This window comes from Streptomyces deserti (assembly GCF_054782695.1).
In genome coordinates this window covers 90,380-105,057 of sequence record NZ_BAAGRZ010000021.1, presented here as the reverse complement: position 1 = coordinate 105,057, position 14,678 = coordinate 90,380, and the positions used below count along the sequence as shown (strand labels likewise).

Genomic DNA, 14,678 nt, shown 5'->3' with positions numbered 1-14,678 from the left:
CGTGATCACCACTGTGCTGGTCGCCAACCGGGGCGAGATCGCCTGCCGGATCTTCCGCACCTGCCGGGACATGGGCATCCGGACGGTCGCGGTGCACTCGGACGCCGACGAGAACGCCCTCCACGCGCGTGGGGCCGACGCGACGGTACGGCTCCCCGGGGCGGCGCCCGCCGAGACCTACCTGCGCGGCGAGGCGATCGTGAAAGCGGCCGTCGCGGCCGGTGCGGACGCCGTGCACCCCGGCTACGGCTTCCTCTCCGAGAACGCCGACTTCGCCCGCGCCGTCCTCGACGCGGGCCTGACGTGGATCGGCCCGCCCCCGCAGGCCATCGAGGCGATGGCGTCCAAGACACGCGCCAAGGAGCTCATGGGCATCGCCCCTCTGCGCGAGGTGACCGAGGCCGACCTGCCGGTCCTGGTGAAGGCGGCCGCCGGCGGCGGCGGGCGCGGCATGCGGATCGTACGGCGGCTGCCGGACCTGGACGCCGCACTGGCCGCCGCGCGCGCCGAGGCCGCGAGCGCCTTCGGCGACGGCGAGGTGTTCGTCGAGCCGTACGTGGAGAACGGCCGCCACATCGAGGTGCAGATCCTCGCCGACACACACGGCACCGTCCGGGCGCTCGGCACCCGCGACTGCTCCCTTCAGCGACGCCACCAGAAGGTGATCGAGGAGGCCCCGGCACCCGGCCTGCCCGAGGCGCTCACGCGCGAGCTGCACGCCATGGCCGTACGCGCCGCCCGTGCCGTCTGCTACGTCGGCGCCGGCACCGTCGAGTTCCTCGTCGCCGACGACAAGGCGCACTTCCTGGAGATGAACACCCGCCTCCAGGTCGAACACCCCGTCACGGAGGCCGTGTTCGGCATCGACCTGGTCGCCGAGCAGATCCGGATCGCCGAAGGCCACGCCCTGGAAAACGACCCGCCACGCGCGCGTGGCCACGCGATCGAGGCCCGCCTCTACGCCGAGGACCCGGCCCGCGACTGGGCCCCGCAGACCGGCCGCCTGCACCGCCTCGCCGTGCCCGACGGCATCCGCCTGGACACCGGCTACACCGACGGCGACGGCATCACCGTCCACTACGACCCCCTGCTCGCCAAGGCCGTCGCGCACGCCCCCACCCGCGCGGAGGCGATCCGCACACTCGCCACGGCCCTGGAACGGGCGACGATCCACGGCCCGGTGACGAACAGGGACCTGCTCGTGCGCTCCCTGCGCCACAAGGAGTTCACGGCCGGCCGTATGGACACCGGCTTCTACGGCCGCCTCCTCGCCGAACTGACCGAGCCGGACCCCGACCCGTACGCCCCGCTGGCCGCCGCCCTCGCCGACGCCCACGGCCGCTCCCGCTTCGGCGGCTGGCGCAACCTGCCCTCCCAGCCGCAGCGCAAGCGGTACGCCATGGCGGGCGAGGAACACGAGGCCCGCTACCGGCACACGCGGGCGGGCCTCACGGCCGACGGGGTACGGGTCGTACACGCCGATGCGCGTCTGGTCGTCCTCGAAGTGGACGGAGTCCAGCGAAAGTTCGAGGTCGCCACGTACGGCGACCAGGTCTACGTCAACTCCACCGCGTTGACCGCCCTGCCCCGCTTCCCCGACCCCACCACCCAGCACCCGCCGGGCTCCCTCCTGGCCCCCCTGCCCGGCACGGTCGTCCGCATCGCCGACGGCCTGTCCGTGGGCACCGCCGTACGGGCCGGAGAGCCCCTGTTGTGGCTGGAGGCGATGAAGATGCAGCACCAGATCACAGCGCCCGTCACTGGAACCCTGACGGCTGTGCACGCCGTACCGGGGCAACAGGTGGACCCGGGCATGTTGCTGGCGGTGGTCTCGGAAACCTAGGGGCGCGGGGCTGTATCGATATGCGGCTCCGCCGCGTGAGCGCGATCAACCACGACGAACCCGCACCCGGGAAGGATCCCCATGCCCCCCACCCCAGACTCAGCACAACACAAAGCCCTGCAAGCCGCCGTATCGGCCCTCGGTCAGCGGCACGGCCGTGAGCGCAACACAGCACAACTCTGGCCAGAAGCAGGCAAACTAGGCTACCTGGGCGTCAACCTGCCGGAGGCATACGGCGGCGGAGGCGGCGGCATCACCGAACTCTCCCTCGTCCTGGAAGAACTCGGCGCAGCAGGCTGCCCCCTACTGATGATGATCGTGTCCCCGGCCATCTGCGGCACAGTGATAGCCCGCTTCGGCACAGAAACCCAGAAACGACACTGGCTCCCCGGCATGGCCGACGGCACCCTCCTCATGGCCTTCGGCATCACCGAACCCGACGCCGGCTCCAACAGCCACCGCATCACCACCACCGCCCGCCGCGACGGCGCCGACTGGCTCCTCACCGGCCGCAAGGTGTTCATCTCCGGCGTCGACATCGCGGACGCGACCCTGATCGTCGGCCGCACCGAGGACGCCCGCACCGGACGCCTCAAGCCCTGCCTGTTCATCGTCCCGCGCGACGCGCCCGGCTTCACCCGGCACCCCATCGACATGGAATTCCACGCCGCCGAGAAGCAGTTCGAGCTGGTCCTGGACGACGTACGGCTCCCTGCCGACGCGCTCGTCGGCGACGAGGACGCGGGACTGCTCCAGCTCTTCGCCGGCCTCAACCCCGAACGCATCATGACGGCGGCGTTCGCGATCGGCATGGGGCGCTACGCCCTCTCCCGAGCCGTCGAGTACGCGCGCGAACGCACCGTCTGGAACGCCCCCATCGGCGCCCACCAGGCCATCGCCCACCCTCTCGCGCAGGCCCACATCGACCTGGAACTCGCCCGCCTGATGACGCGGAAGGCGGCCCACCTGTACGACGCCGGCGACGACACGGCCGCCGGAGAAGCCGCCAACATGGCCAAGTACGCGGCCGGCGAGGCCTGCGTGAAGGCCGTCGACCAGGCCGTGCACACCCTCGGCGGGAACGGCCTCACGCGTGAGTTCGGCCTCGCCTCGCTGATAACGGCCGCGCGTGTGGCTCGTATCGCCCCGGTGAGCCGGGAGATGATCCTCAACTACGTCTCCCACCAGACCCTGGGCCTGCCCAAGTCGTACTGACACCCGCCGACACCCGCCGACAGCCGCCGACAGCCGTCGGCGCGGGAGGAGGAACCGTGTTCCGCAGCGCGTACGCAGACGTCCCGCCCGTCGAACTCCCCATCCACGAGGCCGTGCTCGGCCGGGCCGCCGAGTTCGGCGGGGCCCCGGCCCTCATCGACGGCACCGACGGCACCACCCTCACGTACGAGCAGGTGGACCGGTTCCACCGGCGCATCGCCGCCGCCCTCGCCGAGGCCGGCGTGCGCAAGGGCGACGTACTCGCTTTGCACAGCCCCAACACGATCTCCTTCCCGATCGCCTTCTACGCGGGCACGCGCGCGGGTGCCACCGTCACCACCGTCCACCCGCTCGCCACCGCCGAGGAGTTCGGCACACAGCTGCGGGACTCGGCGGCCCGCTGGATCATCACCGTCTCCCCGCTGCTGGACACCGCGCGCCGGGCCGCCGAACTCGCGGGCGGCGTACGGGAGATCTTCGTGTGCGACAGCGCGCCCGGCCACCGCTCCCTGATCGACATGCTGGCCTCCACGGCCCCCGAACCCGACGTCGGCATCGACCCCGCCGAGGACGTGGCCGCCCTGCCGTACTCCTCGGGCACCACCGGCATCCCCAAGGGCGTGATGCTCACGCACCGGCAGATCGCCACCAACCTCGCCCAGCTCCAGCCGGCCATCGCGGCCGGCCCCGGCGACTGCATCCTCGCCGTCCTGCCGTTCTTCCACATCTACGGCCTCACGGCCCTGATGAACGCACCCCTCCGGCTCGGCGCCACCGTCGTCGTCCTGCCGCGCTTCGACCTGGAGACGTTCCTCGCCGCCATCCAGAACCACCGCATCACCGGCCTGTACGTCGCCCCGCCGATCGTCCTGGCCCTCGCCAAGCACCCCCTGGTCGCCGCGTACGACCTGTCGTCCCTGAAGTACCTCATCAGCGCCGCCGCACCCCTGGACGCGCAGCTCGCCGCCGCCTGCTCCCGGCGGCTCGGCCTGCCGCCCGTCGGCCAGGCCTACGGCATGACGGAACTGTCGCCCGGCACCCACGTCGTCCCCCTGGACGCCATGCACGACGCACCGCCCGGAACCGTCGGCAAGCTCATCGCCGGCACCGAGATGCGCATCGTCTCCCTCGACGACCCCGGCAAGGACCTCGGCGCCGGCGAGTCCGGCGAGATCCTCATCCGCGGTCCCCAGGTCATGAAGGGCTACCTGGGCCGCCCCGACGCCACCGCCGCCCTGATCGACACCGACGGCTGGCTGCACACCGGCGACGTCGGGCACGTCGACGGTGGGGGCACCTCCCGCTCGAGCGAAGCCGAGAGTGGGGGAGGCTGGCTGTACGTCGTCGACCGCGTCAAGGAACTCATCAAGTACAAGGGCTTCCAGGTGGCCCCCGCCGAACTGGAGGCGCTGCTTCTGACCCACCCGGGCATCGCCGACGCCGCCGTCATCGGCGCCCACGACGACGACGGCAACGAGGTCCCGCACGCGTACGTGGTCCGCCGGCAGGCAGCCGCCGACCTCTCCGAAGGCGAGGTCATGATGTACGTCGCCGAACGCGTCGCCCCCTACAAGCGCGTCCGCCGCGTCACCTTCATCGACGGCGTCCCACGCGCCGCCTCCGGCAAGATCCTGCGCCGCCGGCTCCGGGAGCGCTCATGACACCGATCGCCCGCACGCGCGCGCGTGGCATCGAGACCCTCACCCTCGACTCGTCCCACAACCGCAACGCCCTGTCGGCCGGACTCGTGACCGGACTCAAGGACGCGCTCAAGCAGTGCGACAAGGACCACACCGTACGCGCCGTCCTGCTCACCCACACCGGGAACACCTTCTGCGCCGGCGCCGACCTGCGCGACCCGCCGCACCCGAAGGCCGTGACCGGACTGCTGCGGCAGATCGTCAAGCTGGACAAGCCCGTCGTCGCCCGCGTCACCGGCCACGTCCGCGCGGGCGGCCTCGGCCTGCTCGGCGCCTGCGACATCGCCGTCGCCTCCGACGCGGCCACCTTCGCCTTCACCGAGGTCCACCTCGGCGTCGCGCCCGCCGTCATCTCCCTGCCCCTGCTGCCCCGCACCGACCCGCGTGCCCTCGCCCGCTACTGCCTCACCGGCGAGACCTTCGGCGCGGCCGAGGCGGCCCGCATCGGACTGATCACGGCGGCCGGCGACGGCACCGACGTGGACCAGGCCCTGGCCCCCGTCCTCGACGGCCTGCGCCGGGCCGCCCCCAACGCCCTGGCCGAGACGAAACGGCTGCTCACGGCTAAGGTGCTGGAGACCTTCGATCTGGAGGCGGCCGAACTGACCAGGCTCTCCGCCAGGCTGTTCGCCTCCGCCGACGCCCGCGAGGGGATGACGGCCTTCCTCGAACGACGGGATCCCGCATGGGTGCTGTGAACACGGTCGACCGCGCCGACCGACTCCCCAAGCAGGACCGCAGCCGGGCCACCCGGCAGCGGCTCCTGGAAGCCGCCGTGGCCTGCCTCGCCGAACACGGCTGGGCGGGCTCCACCGTCTCCGTCGTCGCCGAACGCGCCGGCGTCTCCCGCGGCGCCGCCCAGCACCACTTCCCGACCCGCGAGGACCTGTTCACCGCGGCCGTCGAGTACGTCGCCGAAGAACGCTCCCTCGCCCTGCGGGCCCTCTTCCCGCAGGGCGCGGCAGGCGACCGCCGGGCCGTGGTCGCCGCACTCGTCGACCTCTACACCGGCCCGCTGTTCCGCGCCGCCCTCCACCTGTGGGTCGCCGCCTCCAACGAGGACCAGCTGCGCCCCCGCGTCACCGAACTCGAGGCCCGCGTCGGCCGCGAGACCCACCGCATCGCCGTGGACCTGCTGGCCGCGGACGAGTCCCGCCCGGGCGTCCGGGAGACCGTACAGGGCCTCCTCGACATGGCCCGCGGGCTGGGCCTGGCCAACCTGCTCACCGACGACGCCGCACGGCGGGAGCGGGTGGTGGCCCAGTGGGCGCGGCTGCTGGACGAGGCGCTGGCCTGAGGGCGCGGCCGAGGCCGCCAGGGGGTGTGCGGAGGCCGTTGTCAGTGCCGGGCCGTACCGTGTGAAGCCGGTGACAGCAGGCGAGGCCACGGGTACGGGGGACAGCCATGGGGGACTACTTTCAGACGATCGTCGACCTCGACGCGAGCGAGGACGAGGCGGCGCGGCTCGCACAGCGCGTCGTCGACTGGCTCGTGGCCGAGGGCATCGTCCTCGCCGAGCGCGAGGACTGCGTCCTGGGGCAGCCGCTCGGGCACCCGCCGGGCCCGAACTGGGCGCGGGCGGCGGCGCAGGACGACGCGGACCGGGAACCGACCGAGGGCCTCGCCGTCCACACGGGGCGCACGGTCTTCGACGGCGGCCAGGACGCCCCGGAAGCGGTGACCTGCCCGCGCTGCGCCACGACGACGGCCTTCGACGCCGAGCCGTACGACTTCATGCCGGACGACGAGGGCGAGGAGCCGCCGGGCGCGACCGGCGACGGCCTCTGGCCGCACTTCGTCACCGCGATCACCGCCTGGCAGGAGACCGGCACCGCCACCGTCGACTGCCCGGCCTGCGCCGAGCCCGTCCCGCTGCCCGAATGGACGTGGGCCGACGACTGCTTCGCCGTGGGCCACCTGGGCTTCGAGTTCTGGAACTGGCCCGAGCTCACCCCGGAATTCCGCGCCCGGACAGCCGAACTCCTCGACGGCCATCGCACGGCATACGTCTGGGGCAAGCTCTGACGAGCCCGGCCGAGCCGCCGCTCACGGACTGAGCCGCTCCACCCGCCAGCTGCCGTCCGCCCGCTCCACATACCGCAACCGGTCGTGCAGCCGGTTCTGCCGGCCCTGCCAGAACTCCACCGTCTGCGGAGCCACCCGGAAACCACCCCAGTGCGGCGGCACCGGCACCTGCTCGCCCTCCGGATAGCGCGCCGCCAGCTCCGCATACGCCCCGTCGAGCTCCGCGCGCGTGGCGATCACCGACGACTGCGCACTGGCCCAGGCACCCAGCTGCGAGCCGTGCGGACGAGTACGGAAGTACGCCGCCGTCTCGTCCCGCCCGGTCCGCCGCGCCACCCCGGTGACGATCACCTGCCGGGCCATCGGATGCCACGGGAACAGCAGCGAGACATACGGGTTCACCGCCAGGTCACGCGCCTTGCGGGAGTCGTAGTTGGTGTAGAACACGAAGCCCTGCTCGTCGAAGTGCTTCAGCAACACCGTGCGGGAGCTGGGCCGGCCCTCGGCGTCCGCCGTGGAGACGACCATCGCGTTCGGCTCGAACATGCCGCCCTCCGTCGCGGCCTGTTTGAACCAGCGCGCGAACTGTTCCACGGGGGTGGCGGCCAGGTCGGTCTCGGAGAGCCCCTCGGCCCGGTACTGCTTGCGCATCGAGGCGAGATCGAAGGGGACGGCGTCGCGGTCGGTCACGCGGTCATCTTGCCGTATACACGGTGTGCTTCGTCACTGACTGGCACTGAGTGCCGCAACCTCTCCCCAACGCTGGCACTCACGGATATCGTGCTGGTGCCGTTCCGGTTGGATGGCCGCCGACCGCACGGGGCATCACAGGGGGGAACCGGACCGTCCAGGACCGCGAGTCGCCGGAAACGACCGTGGAGCCGCCAGGACGGCCACCGCCTCCGCCCGCCGACCGACACATGGTCGTCCACGTGGCCGTCCCCCCGGGCGTCCACAGGGTCGTCCCACCCCACAACACCATCTGTCGCACACCTCACTAGGAGCCGCCTGATGTCCGACTTCGTACCCGGACTCGAAGGAGTCGTCGCGTTCGAGACGGAGATCGCCGAACCGGACAAGGAGGGCGGCGCCCTGCGATACCGGGGCGTCGACATCGAGGACCTCGTCGGGCACGTCTCCTTCGGCAACGTCTGGGGCCTGCTCGTCGACGGCGCCTTCAACCCCGGCCTGCCGCCCGCCGAGCCCTTCCCGATCCCCGTGCACTCCGGCGACATCCGCGTCGACGTCCAGTCCGCACTCGCCATGCTGGCACCGGTCTGGGGCCTGAAACCCCTCCTCGACATCGACGCCGAACAGGCCCGCGAGGACCTGGCCCGAGCCGCCGTCATGGCCCTGTCCTACGTCGCCCAGTCCGCCCGCGGCCAGGGCCTGCCCATGGTCCCGCAGCGCGAGATCGACAAGGCCCAGTCCGTCGTCGAACGCTTCATGATCCGCTGGCGCGGCGAGCCCGACCCCAAGCACGTGGCAGCGGTCGACGCCTACTGGACCTCGGCCGCCGAACACGGCATGAACGCCTCCACCTTCACGGCACGGGTCATCGCCTCCACGGGCGCGGACGTGGCAGCGGCCCTCTCCGGCGCCGTCGGCGCCATGTCCGGCCCCCTGCACGGCGGCGCCCCCTCCCGCGTCCTGCACATGATCGAGGAGATCGAACGCACCGGAGACGCCGAGGCGTACGTCAGGAAAACCCTCGACAAGGGCGAACGCCTCATGGGCTTCGGCCACCGCGTCTACCGCGCCGAGGACCCCCGCGCCCGCGTCCTGCGCCGCACCGCCCGCGAACTCGGCGCCCCCCGCTTCGAGGTCGCCGAAGCCCTGGAGAAGGCGGCCCTGGAGGAACTCCACAACCGCCGCCCCGACCGCGTCCTGGCCACCAACGTCGAGTTCTGGGCGGCCATCGTCCTGGACTTCGCCGAAGTCCCGGCCCACATGTTCACGTCCATGTTCACCTGCGCCCGCACGGCCGGCTGGTCGGCCCACATCCTGGAACAGAAGCGCACCGGCCGCCTGGTCCGCCCCTCGGCCCGCTACATCGGCCCGGGCCCGCGCGACCCCCGCGAGATCGGAGGCTACGCGGACATCGCCCGCTGACCCCTCCCACACCGCACGACCCCATGGGCGGCTCGCGTCCTGCACCCCCGGACGACTCAGGACGCGAGCCGGTCCAGCTCCTCGCCGACCAAGGCCCGCAAACTCATCGTGCTGCGGTCCGAGCGCAGACCGCTCCTCACTCCACCTCTCCCGCGGATACAGCCACACCGGCCGCCGCACGAGGTCGTCCGGCTCCCAGTCGAAGCGCGGCCACACATGCGCGTGCAGAAACGGGTCGGTATTCCCGAGAATCTCCAGATTGACCCGCCGAAAGCCCGGCATCAGCCGCCCGCAGGCCCGCTCGACGGCCTCCCCCAGCCGGTCCATGTCGGACAGGAACGCCAGCCGCTTGCTCTTCGGCAGGTCCGACAGCCGCTGCACCGCCGGATCATCCACCAGCAGCACCGAGTACCCTGGCAGAAACTGCACGTCACCGATCACGGCGAAACCCGCGGCCAGTCTCCGCAGCACGGTGGGGTTCTCACCCCGCAGCGCACTGCCGACCCGGTCCGCCCGCCAGTCACCCTTCATGGTCGGCGCCTCTCCTCACCCCTGACCAGAAACGCAGACGACCCGCGAGCCTGGGTCCTCCAGTGGAGGAGCCGGCCGGACGTACCGGCGACTCGCGGGTCGGGTGACTGCTTGGGATTGGGCCGGCTGCACGCGTCTCTCACGCGCTGGTCCGGCACCGCACTGGTTGTGGTGGCGGACCGCTAGCCCGCAGCCACCTCACGCGTCCGGTATTCATACATCTGCCGAACCACCTCCCCTCTCGTGTACCAGGCACCCTAAGAACCGGTCGGCCACCGATCAACCGGTTTTTCGAGAAGTTGACGTCACGAGGGGCGGGGACCCGTGATTGTGAGGATTGCCGCCGTACAACGATTCCTTCAATCTTGTGGGAACCCGATGTGCGCTGGGTCACGTTCAAGTTGAATGATTGCACGTAGCGAACCGACGTGCCGTACGTGCGGACGCAGCCTGCAGGGGGTCCAGGTGAGTGCTTCCCGGCGTAGTGGGACCACCGACGAGCTGGGGCCGGACGAGCCCGAGCGGGACGGCTCGGACGGTTCCGATCTGCTTGCCGCGCTGTTGGACGGGATGGACGCGGCTCTGTGCGCCTTCGACGCGGACGGGGTCGTGACGCACTGGAACCGTGAGGCGGAGCGGATTCTGGGGTGGACCGCGGCCGAGGCCGTGGGCCGGCAGGGGTTCGCCGGGTGGGCCGTGCGCAGCGCCGACGCCGAGGAGGTCGAGGGGCGGCTGATGTCCGCCATGCACTCCCCGGGCCGGCAGGTGCATGAGTTCGCCCTGCTGACGAAGGACGGCGGGCGGGTGCTCGTACGGACCCAGTCGGCGGCGGTGCGCGGGCCGGACGGGAAACCGGCGGGGGTGTACTGCGCGTTCAGCGAGGTGCACGCGCAGATCGATCTGGAGCGGTCCATCGCGCTGAGCGAGGCGCTGTTCGAGGACGCGAGCTGGGGTGTCGTACTCGTCGACGCGGATCTGCGGCCGGCCGTGGTGAACGCGCACGCGGCGCGGGCGCTGGGGACAGGGCGTACGTCGGTGCTGGGGCGGCCGCTCGGGGAACTGCTGTCCCAGGGCGTCGAGGAACTGGAGAGCGCGCTCACACACGTGCTGGCGGAGGGTGCGCCGCCCGCGCCCGCCGAGATCTGGGTGAGCGTGCGCACGCCGGAGGGCGAGAAGCGGCGGTGCTGGCGCAGCGGCTTCCTGCGGCTGGCGTCGCCGCTCGCGGAGGAGCCGGTGCCGCTCGGTGTCGGCTGGCTGTTCCAGGACGTGACCGAGGCCAAGCAGGGCGAGCAGGAGGCGTCGCTGCTGCGGTTCCGTACGCAGCAGCTGCACCGCGCGGCGCGGGCGGCCGCCGAGTGCGAGGACCCGGCGGAGGCGGCGACCGTCCACCTGGACTTCGCGCTCGCCGGGTTCGCCGACCACGCGCTGATCGACCGGGTGGCCGGCGGGGCGCTGACGGACGCGGAGGCCGAGGGCCCGGTCCGGCTGGTCCGGGTCGCCGCCACGCCGTCCGGGGCGCCCGGGCCCAGCAAGTTCGCCGGTCAGGCCGGGCTGCCGGTGCGGTACGACGCGGGGCATCCGGCGTTGCAGTGCGCGGAGCGGGCCGGGACGGTGCGGGCCAGCGCGGGTGCCGTGCCGGCGGCGGAGGCCCGTGCGTGGGCGCTGGCGCGGCAGTGGCCGGCGGACGCGGTGCACGCGCTGTGCGCGGTGCTGCGCAGCCGGGGGCGGACGCTGGGGGTCGTGACGTTTCTGCGCGGGGCTGGGCGCAGCGCGTTCGAGCGGTCGGACGCGGCGTACGCGGAGGATGTGGCGGTACGGATCGCGGCGGCGCTGGATCTGGCGGGTCTGGTGGGGCAGGAACCGCCGTCGCGGTAGCCGGGCTCGGTACCGACCGCTGTCGGTTGGTGTTCGGTACCGGTACCGGGGTGGGCCTGTCCGGTACCTGTCTCAGTACCGGTAGAAGATCCGGTCCCGGTACTGCTCCAGGATGCGGCCGTTCCACTCGTGGCCGCCGTCGACGTTTCCGGAGCGCAGGAGCGGGGGCTCGATGCCGCGGTCGGCGAGGGTGGCGGCGGTCGTGGCCATGACGGCCTGGAGCAGGGCCGTGGTGACGACCGTGGAGGCGGGGGCGAACGGGGCCGGGACGTTGTCGAGGGTGAGTTCCGCGTCGCCGACCGCGATCTTCGAGTCGAGGACGAGGTCGCAGTGGTCCTTCAGGAACGTGCCGGAGGAGTGCCGGGACGTCGTCTCCGAGGCGTACGCCACCGATGTCACGCCGATGACCTGCACGCCCAGGGCGCGGGCGTTCATGGCCATCTCCACGGGGAGGGCGTTGCGGCCGGAGAGGGAGATGATCACCAGGGCGTCGCCCGCGCGGAGCGGGGAGCTGTCCAGGACCGCGCTCGCCAGCCCGTCCACTCTCTCCAGGGCCGAGCCGAGGGTGGCGGGCATGACGTCGACGCCGACGACGCCCGGGACGGCGAGCAGGTTCATCAGGGCCAGACCACCGGCGCGGTAGACGAGGTCCTGCGCGGCCAGGGAGGAGTGCCCGGCGCCGAAGGCGAAGAGGCGTCCGCCGGAGGCGACGGTGTCGGCGAGGAGCGTGCCGGCGGCGGCGATGCTGTCGGCCTCCTCGTCGCGGAGCCGTTGCAGCAGGCCGATCGCGGCGTCGAGGAACTGGCCGGCCGGCCGGCGGTCGCTCATGCGGGTCCCTCCGGGGGTAGGTGTGTCGCGGATCACCGTGCGGTCTGGACCAGTGTGGTGTCAATACGGGGGTGAAGGGGTGTCGGTCGTGCGGCAGGCACCCGGCGCTGTGGCTTGGGCGGGTGGGTGCGCGCCCCGGCCACCGAAGCCGCGCAGGCCGCCGCAGGCATCCCGCCCCCCGCCGGAGGCAGCCTGTTTCCACGCCGCGGCACGGTTGTCAGTCGTATCCGGCAGAATTGATGACAGGGCCAGCGCACGCGCCGGTGAGGCGGCCAGCCTCCGGCAGAGCTAATCGAGGGGCACGTATGTCCGGACTGATCGACACCACGGAGATGTATCTCCGCACCATCCTCGAGCTGGAGGAGGAAGGTGTGGTCCCCATGCGCGCCCGGATCGCCGAGCGGCTGGATCAGAGCGGCCCGACGGTCAGCCAGACGGTGGCCCGTATGGAGCGCGACGGCCTCGTCTCCGTCGCCAGCGACCGGCACCTGGAGCTGACGGACGAGGGCCGTCGGCTCGCCACGCGCGTGATGCGCAAGCACCGCCTCGCTGAGTGCCTGCTCGTCGATGTGATCGGCCTGGAGTGGGAGCAGGTGCACGCCGAGGCGTGCCGCTGGGAGCACGTGATGAGCGAGGCCGTGGAGCGGCGCGTGCTGGAGCTGCTCCGGCACCCCACCGAGTCGCCGTACGGCAACCCCATCCCCGGCCTGGAGGAGCTCGGCGAGAAGGACGGCGCCGACCCGTTCCTGGACGAGGGCATGGTGTCGCTGGCGTCTCTCGACCCGGGCCCGGAGGGCAAGACCGTGGTCGTCCGGCGCATCGGCGAGCCCATCCAGACCGACGCGCAGCTGATGTACACGCTGCGCCGGGCCGGCGTGCAGCCCGGCTCGGTCGTGAGCGTGACCGAGTCGGCGGGCGGCGTGCTGGTCGGCAGCGGCGGCGAGGCGGCCGAGCTGGAGGCGGACGTCGCCTCCCACGTGTTCGTCGCGAAGCCCTGATCCCGCCACCGGGCGCCCACTCCTTGCCAACTCGCGTGACGACCGGGGCAGTTGTGGGGTTGGCGCGATCGCGTCGAATCCAAGATTCAGTACGTCGAATCGCAGCGCGCGTCCGCTTCGCGTGCGAGGCTGTCGCGTGAGGCAGAGAGGCATATGACCTTGAGGGGCTTGGCCGGCTTGACAGCGATGTCACCCGGCCGGGGAGGGGCGGGAGGATGTGCCGTGCAGACGTGGAGGGCCCCGGCGCCGTGTGGCGCCGGGGCCTGTCCTCCCCTGTGCTGACCCGGAGCCCCGAGCTCTCAGGGTCATCCCCCTCGGACCGGTTTCCCCGAGCGGTCCGCCTCCCGGTGAAGGTCTCCCCTCGGTGGCGGCGATCAATCCCTGAGGGAGGTCACTCGAATGAGGGGTGTTGCGCGCCGAAAGCGCATTCTCGAATGAGCATTCGATAGCCTGCGGGTGACAAGTCAAGCGGAACCCGCGCTCCACAAGGTGTGCACGCAGACCACGGAGACCACAGAGACACACGCGCCTGGCGCCACAGGAACGGCAACAGGCACGACACCGGCAACATGCACGACCAGCACGGCAGGCAGAACACGGTTGACAGGACCGGCCGGCTCGAGCGGGAGCGCGCGGTCCGAGCGGAGCTTGGGGGGTGCCAGGACCAATGGTGCGACGCATCGACGTGATCGGGGCGGGCGGCGTACGCCTCGCCGCCTGGGAGTTCGGCGACCCGCCCAAGACCGACCCGGCGGCGGATCCGGCGGAACGCTCCCCGAGCGTGCTGTTACTGCACGGCCTGATGGGCCGCGCCTCGCACTGGGCGTCCACCGCCCGCTGGCTCTCCGAGCGGTACCGCGCGGTCGCGCTCGACCAGCGCGGCCACGGCCAGAGCGAGAAGCCCCCTCAGGCGGCTTTCACCCGTGACGCGTACGTCGAGGACGCCGAGGCCGCGCTCGAACAGCTGAGCCTCGCCCCGACCGTCCTCATCGGCCACGCGATGGGCGCGCTGACGGCCTGGCAGCTCGCCGCCAAACGCCCCGACCTGGTGCGCGGCGTGATCATCTGTGACATGCGGGCCTCCGCGCTCGGCGCGGCCTCGCAGCGCGAGTGGGCGGAGTGGTTCAAGGCCTGGCCGGTTCCGTTCGCCACGCTGGCCGACGTCCGCAAGTGGTTCGGCGAGGACGACCCGTGGGTCGAGCGGCCGAATCCGGCCCGGGGCGAGTTCTACGCCGAGGTGATGGCCGAGTCCCCCGACGGCTGGCGCCCCGTCTTCGAACCGGAACAGATGCTCCGCTCCCGCGAGACATGGGTGTACGACGCCCACTGGGAGGAGCTGGCCCAGGTCGAGTGCCCCGCCCTGGTCGTCCGCGGCCTGGACGGCGAACTCGGCCGTGCGGAGGCCCAGGAGATGGTCCGCGTCCTGCCCCGCGGCCAGTACGCGGAGGTCGCCGACGCCGGCCACCTCGTGCACTACGACCAGCCGGAGGCGTGGCGCGCGGCGATCGAGCCGTTCCTGGACTCACTCACGGACCCCTGATCCCAAGCCCG

Annotated in this window: 12 protein-coding genes and 1 pseudogene; 10 read left to right on the top strand and 3 right to left on the bottom strand. The window is 72.1% G+C overall.

The annotated features are described in order from the left end of the window. Position 1 precedes the first annotated feature (1 nt). The 6 genes from ACYVMZ_RS28245 to ACYVMZ_RS28220 all read left to right on the top strand — a co-directional run bounded on the left by ACYVMZ_RS28245 (position 2) and on the right by ACYVMZ_RS28220 (position 6,783). Entirely contained in the window at positions 2 to 1,843 is a 1,842-nt protein-coding gene (locus ACYVMZ_RS28245) for an acetyl/propionyl/methylcrotonyl-CoA carboxylase subunit alpha (protein ID WP_461084505.1), read from the top strand. An 81-nt stretch (positions 1,844 to 1,924) separates the two neighbouring features. Then, the gene (locus ACYVMZ_RS28240) at positions 1,925 to 3,058 is read left to right on the top strand and encodes an acyl-CoA dehydrogenase family protein (protein ID WP_461084503.1); all 1,134 of its coding nucleotides are present in this window, start codon (positions 1,925 to 1,927) and stop codon (positions 3,056 to 3,058) included. A 56-nt stretch (positions 3,059 to 3,114) separates the two neighbouring features. Next, a complete protein-coding gene (locus tag ACYVMZ_RS28235) occupies positions 3,115 to 4,719 on the top strand; it encodes a 4-coumarate--CoA ligase family protein (protein WP_461084501.1) in 1,605 nt (534 codons plus the stop codon). After that, the gene (locus ACYVMZ_RS28230) at positions 4,716 to 5,456 is read left to right on the top strand and encodes an enoyl-CoA hydratase family protein (protein ID WP_461084499.1); all 741 of its coding nucleotides are present in this window, start codon (positions 4,716 to 4,718) and stop codon (positions 5,454 to 5,456) included. The genes ACYVMZ_RS28235 and ACYVMZ_RS28230 overlap by 4 nt, the downstream gene beginning before the upstream one ends. Further along, entirely contained in the window at positions 5,444 to 6,055 is a 612-nt protein-coding gene (locus tag ACYVMZ_RS28225; protein ID WP_461084497.1) for a TetR/AcrR family transcriptional regulator, read from the top strand. The genes ACYVMZ_RS28230 and ACYVMZ_RS28225 overlap by 13 nt, the downstream gene beginning before the upstream one ends. A gap of 107 nt (positions 6,056 to 6,162) precedes the next feature. After that, positions 6,163 to 6,783 (top strand): hypothetical protein, encoded by a 621-nt coding sequence (locus ACYVMZ_RS28220; RefSeq protein WP_461084495.1) that lies wholly within the window; start codon positions 6,163 to 6,165, stop codon positions 6,781 to 6,783. A gap of 21 nt (positions 6,784 to 6,804) precedes the next feature. Here ACYVMZ_RS28220 and pdxH read toward each other — a convergent pair whose 3' ends face one another. After that, positions 6,805 to 7,473: a pyridoxamine 5'-phosphate oxidase gene (gene pdxH, locus ACYVMZ_RS28215; protein ID WP_461084493.1), complete on the bottom strand. Its 669-nt coding sequence runs from the start codon at positions 7,471 to 7,473 to the stop codon at positions 6,805 to 6,807. Positions 7,474 to 7,794: 321 nt separating this feature from the next. Between pdxH and ACYVMZ_RS28210 the strand changes: the two genes are divergently transcribed. Continuing rightward, a complete protein-coding gene (locus ACYVMZ_RS28210) occupies positions 7,795 to 8,895 on the top strand; it encodes a citrate synthase 2 (protein WP_461084491.1) in 1,101 nt (366 codons plus the stop codon). Positions 8,896 to 8,951: 56 nt separating this feature from the next. Here the strand turns inward: ACYVMZ_RS28210 and ACYVMZ_RS28205 are convergent. Next, positions 8,952 to 9,426, bottom strand: a pseudogene (locus ACYVMZ_RS28205) (HIT family protein). 465 nt (positions 9,427 to 9,891) lie between these two features. Here ACYVMZ_RS28205 and ACYVMZ_RS28200 point away from each other — a divergent pair. Further along, the gene (locus tag ACYVMZ_RS28200) at positions 9,892 to 11,301 is read left to right on the top strand and encodes a PAS domain-containing protein (protein ID WP_461084489.1); all 1,410 of its coding nucleotides are present in this window, start codon (positions 9,892 to 9,894) and stop codon (positions 11,299 to 11,301) included. 72 nt (positions 11,302 to 11,373) lie between these two features. Here the strand turns inward: ACYVMZ_RS28200 and ACYVMZ_RS28195 are convergent, their stop codons facing one another. Next, positions 11,374 to 12,129 (bottom strand): SIS domain-containing protein, encoded by a 756-nt coding sequence (locus ACYVMZ_RS28195; protein ID WP_461084487.1) that lies wholly within the window; start codon positions 12,127 to 12,129, stop codon positions 11,374 to 11,376. A 305-nt stretch (positions 12,130 to 12,434) separates the two neighbouring features. On the opposite strand from ACYVMZ_RS28195, the gene ACYVMZ_RS28190 reads away from it, so the two are divergent. Beyond that, positions 12,435 to 13,127 carry a metal-dependent transcriptional regulator gene (locus ACYVMZ_RS28190; RefSeq protein ID WP_461084485.1) on the top strand — a complete coding sequence of 231 codons (693 nt, stop codon included), beginning with the start codon at positions 12,435 to 12,437 and terminating at the stop codon, positions 13,125 to 13,127. A 667-nt stretch (positions 13,128 to 13,794) separates the two neighbouring features. Then, on the top strand, positions 13,795 to 14,667 hold the full coding sequence (locus tag ACYVMZ_RS28185; protein WP_461084483.1) for an alpha/beta fold hydrolase: 873 nt from the start codon (positions 13,795 to 13,797) through the stop codon (positions 14,665 to 14,667). Positions 14,668 to 14,678 lie beyond the last annotated feature (11 nt).

What these genes read in the sequence shown, in the direction of transcription:
- ACYVMZ_RS28240 (WP_461084503.1), top strand. Translation starts at nt 1,925, where the DNA reads ATGCCCCCCACCCCAGACTCAGCACAACACAAAGCCCTGCAAGCCGCC.
- ACYVMZ_RS28230 (WP_461084499.1), top strand. Translation starts at nt 4,716, where the DNA reads ATGACACCGATCGCCCGCACGCGCGCGCGTGGCATCGAGACCCTCACC.
- ACYVMZ_RS28225 (WP_461084497.1), top strand. Translation starts at nt 5,444, where the DNA reads ATGGGTGCTGTGAACACGGTCGACCGCGCCGACCGACTCCCCAAGCAG.
- ACYVMZ_RS28220 (WP_461084495.1), top strand. Translation starts at nt 6,163, where the DNA reads ATGGGGGACTACTTTCAGACGATCGTCGACCTCGACGCGAGCGAGGAC.
- ACYVMZ_RS28210 (WP_461084491.1), top strand. Translation starts at nt 7,795, where the DNA reads ATGTCCGACTTCGTACCCGGACTCGAAGGAGTCGTCGCGTTCGAGACG.
- ACYVMZ_RS28195 (WP_461084487.1), bottom strand. Translation starts at nt 12,129, where the DNA reads ATGAGCGACCGCCGGCCGGCCGGCCAGTTCCTCGACGCCGCGATCGGC.
- ACYVMZ_RS28190 (WP_461084485.1), top strand. Translation starts at nt 12,435, where the DNA reads ATGTCCGGACTGATCGACACCACGGAGATGTATCTCCGCACCATCCTC.
- ACYVMZ_RS28185 (WP_461084483.1), top strand. Translation starts at nt 13,795, where the DNA reads ATGGTGCGACGCATCGACGTGATCGGGGCGGGCGGCGTACGCCTCGCC.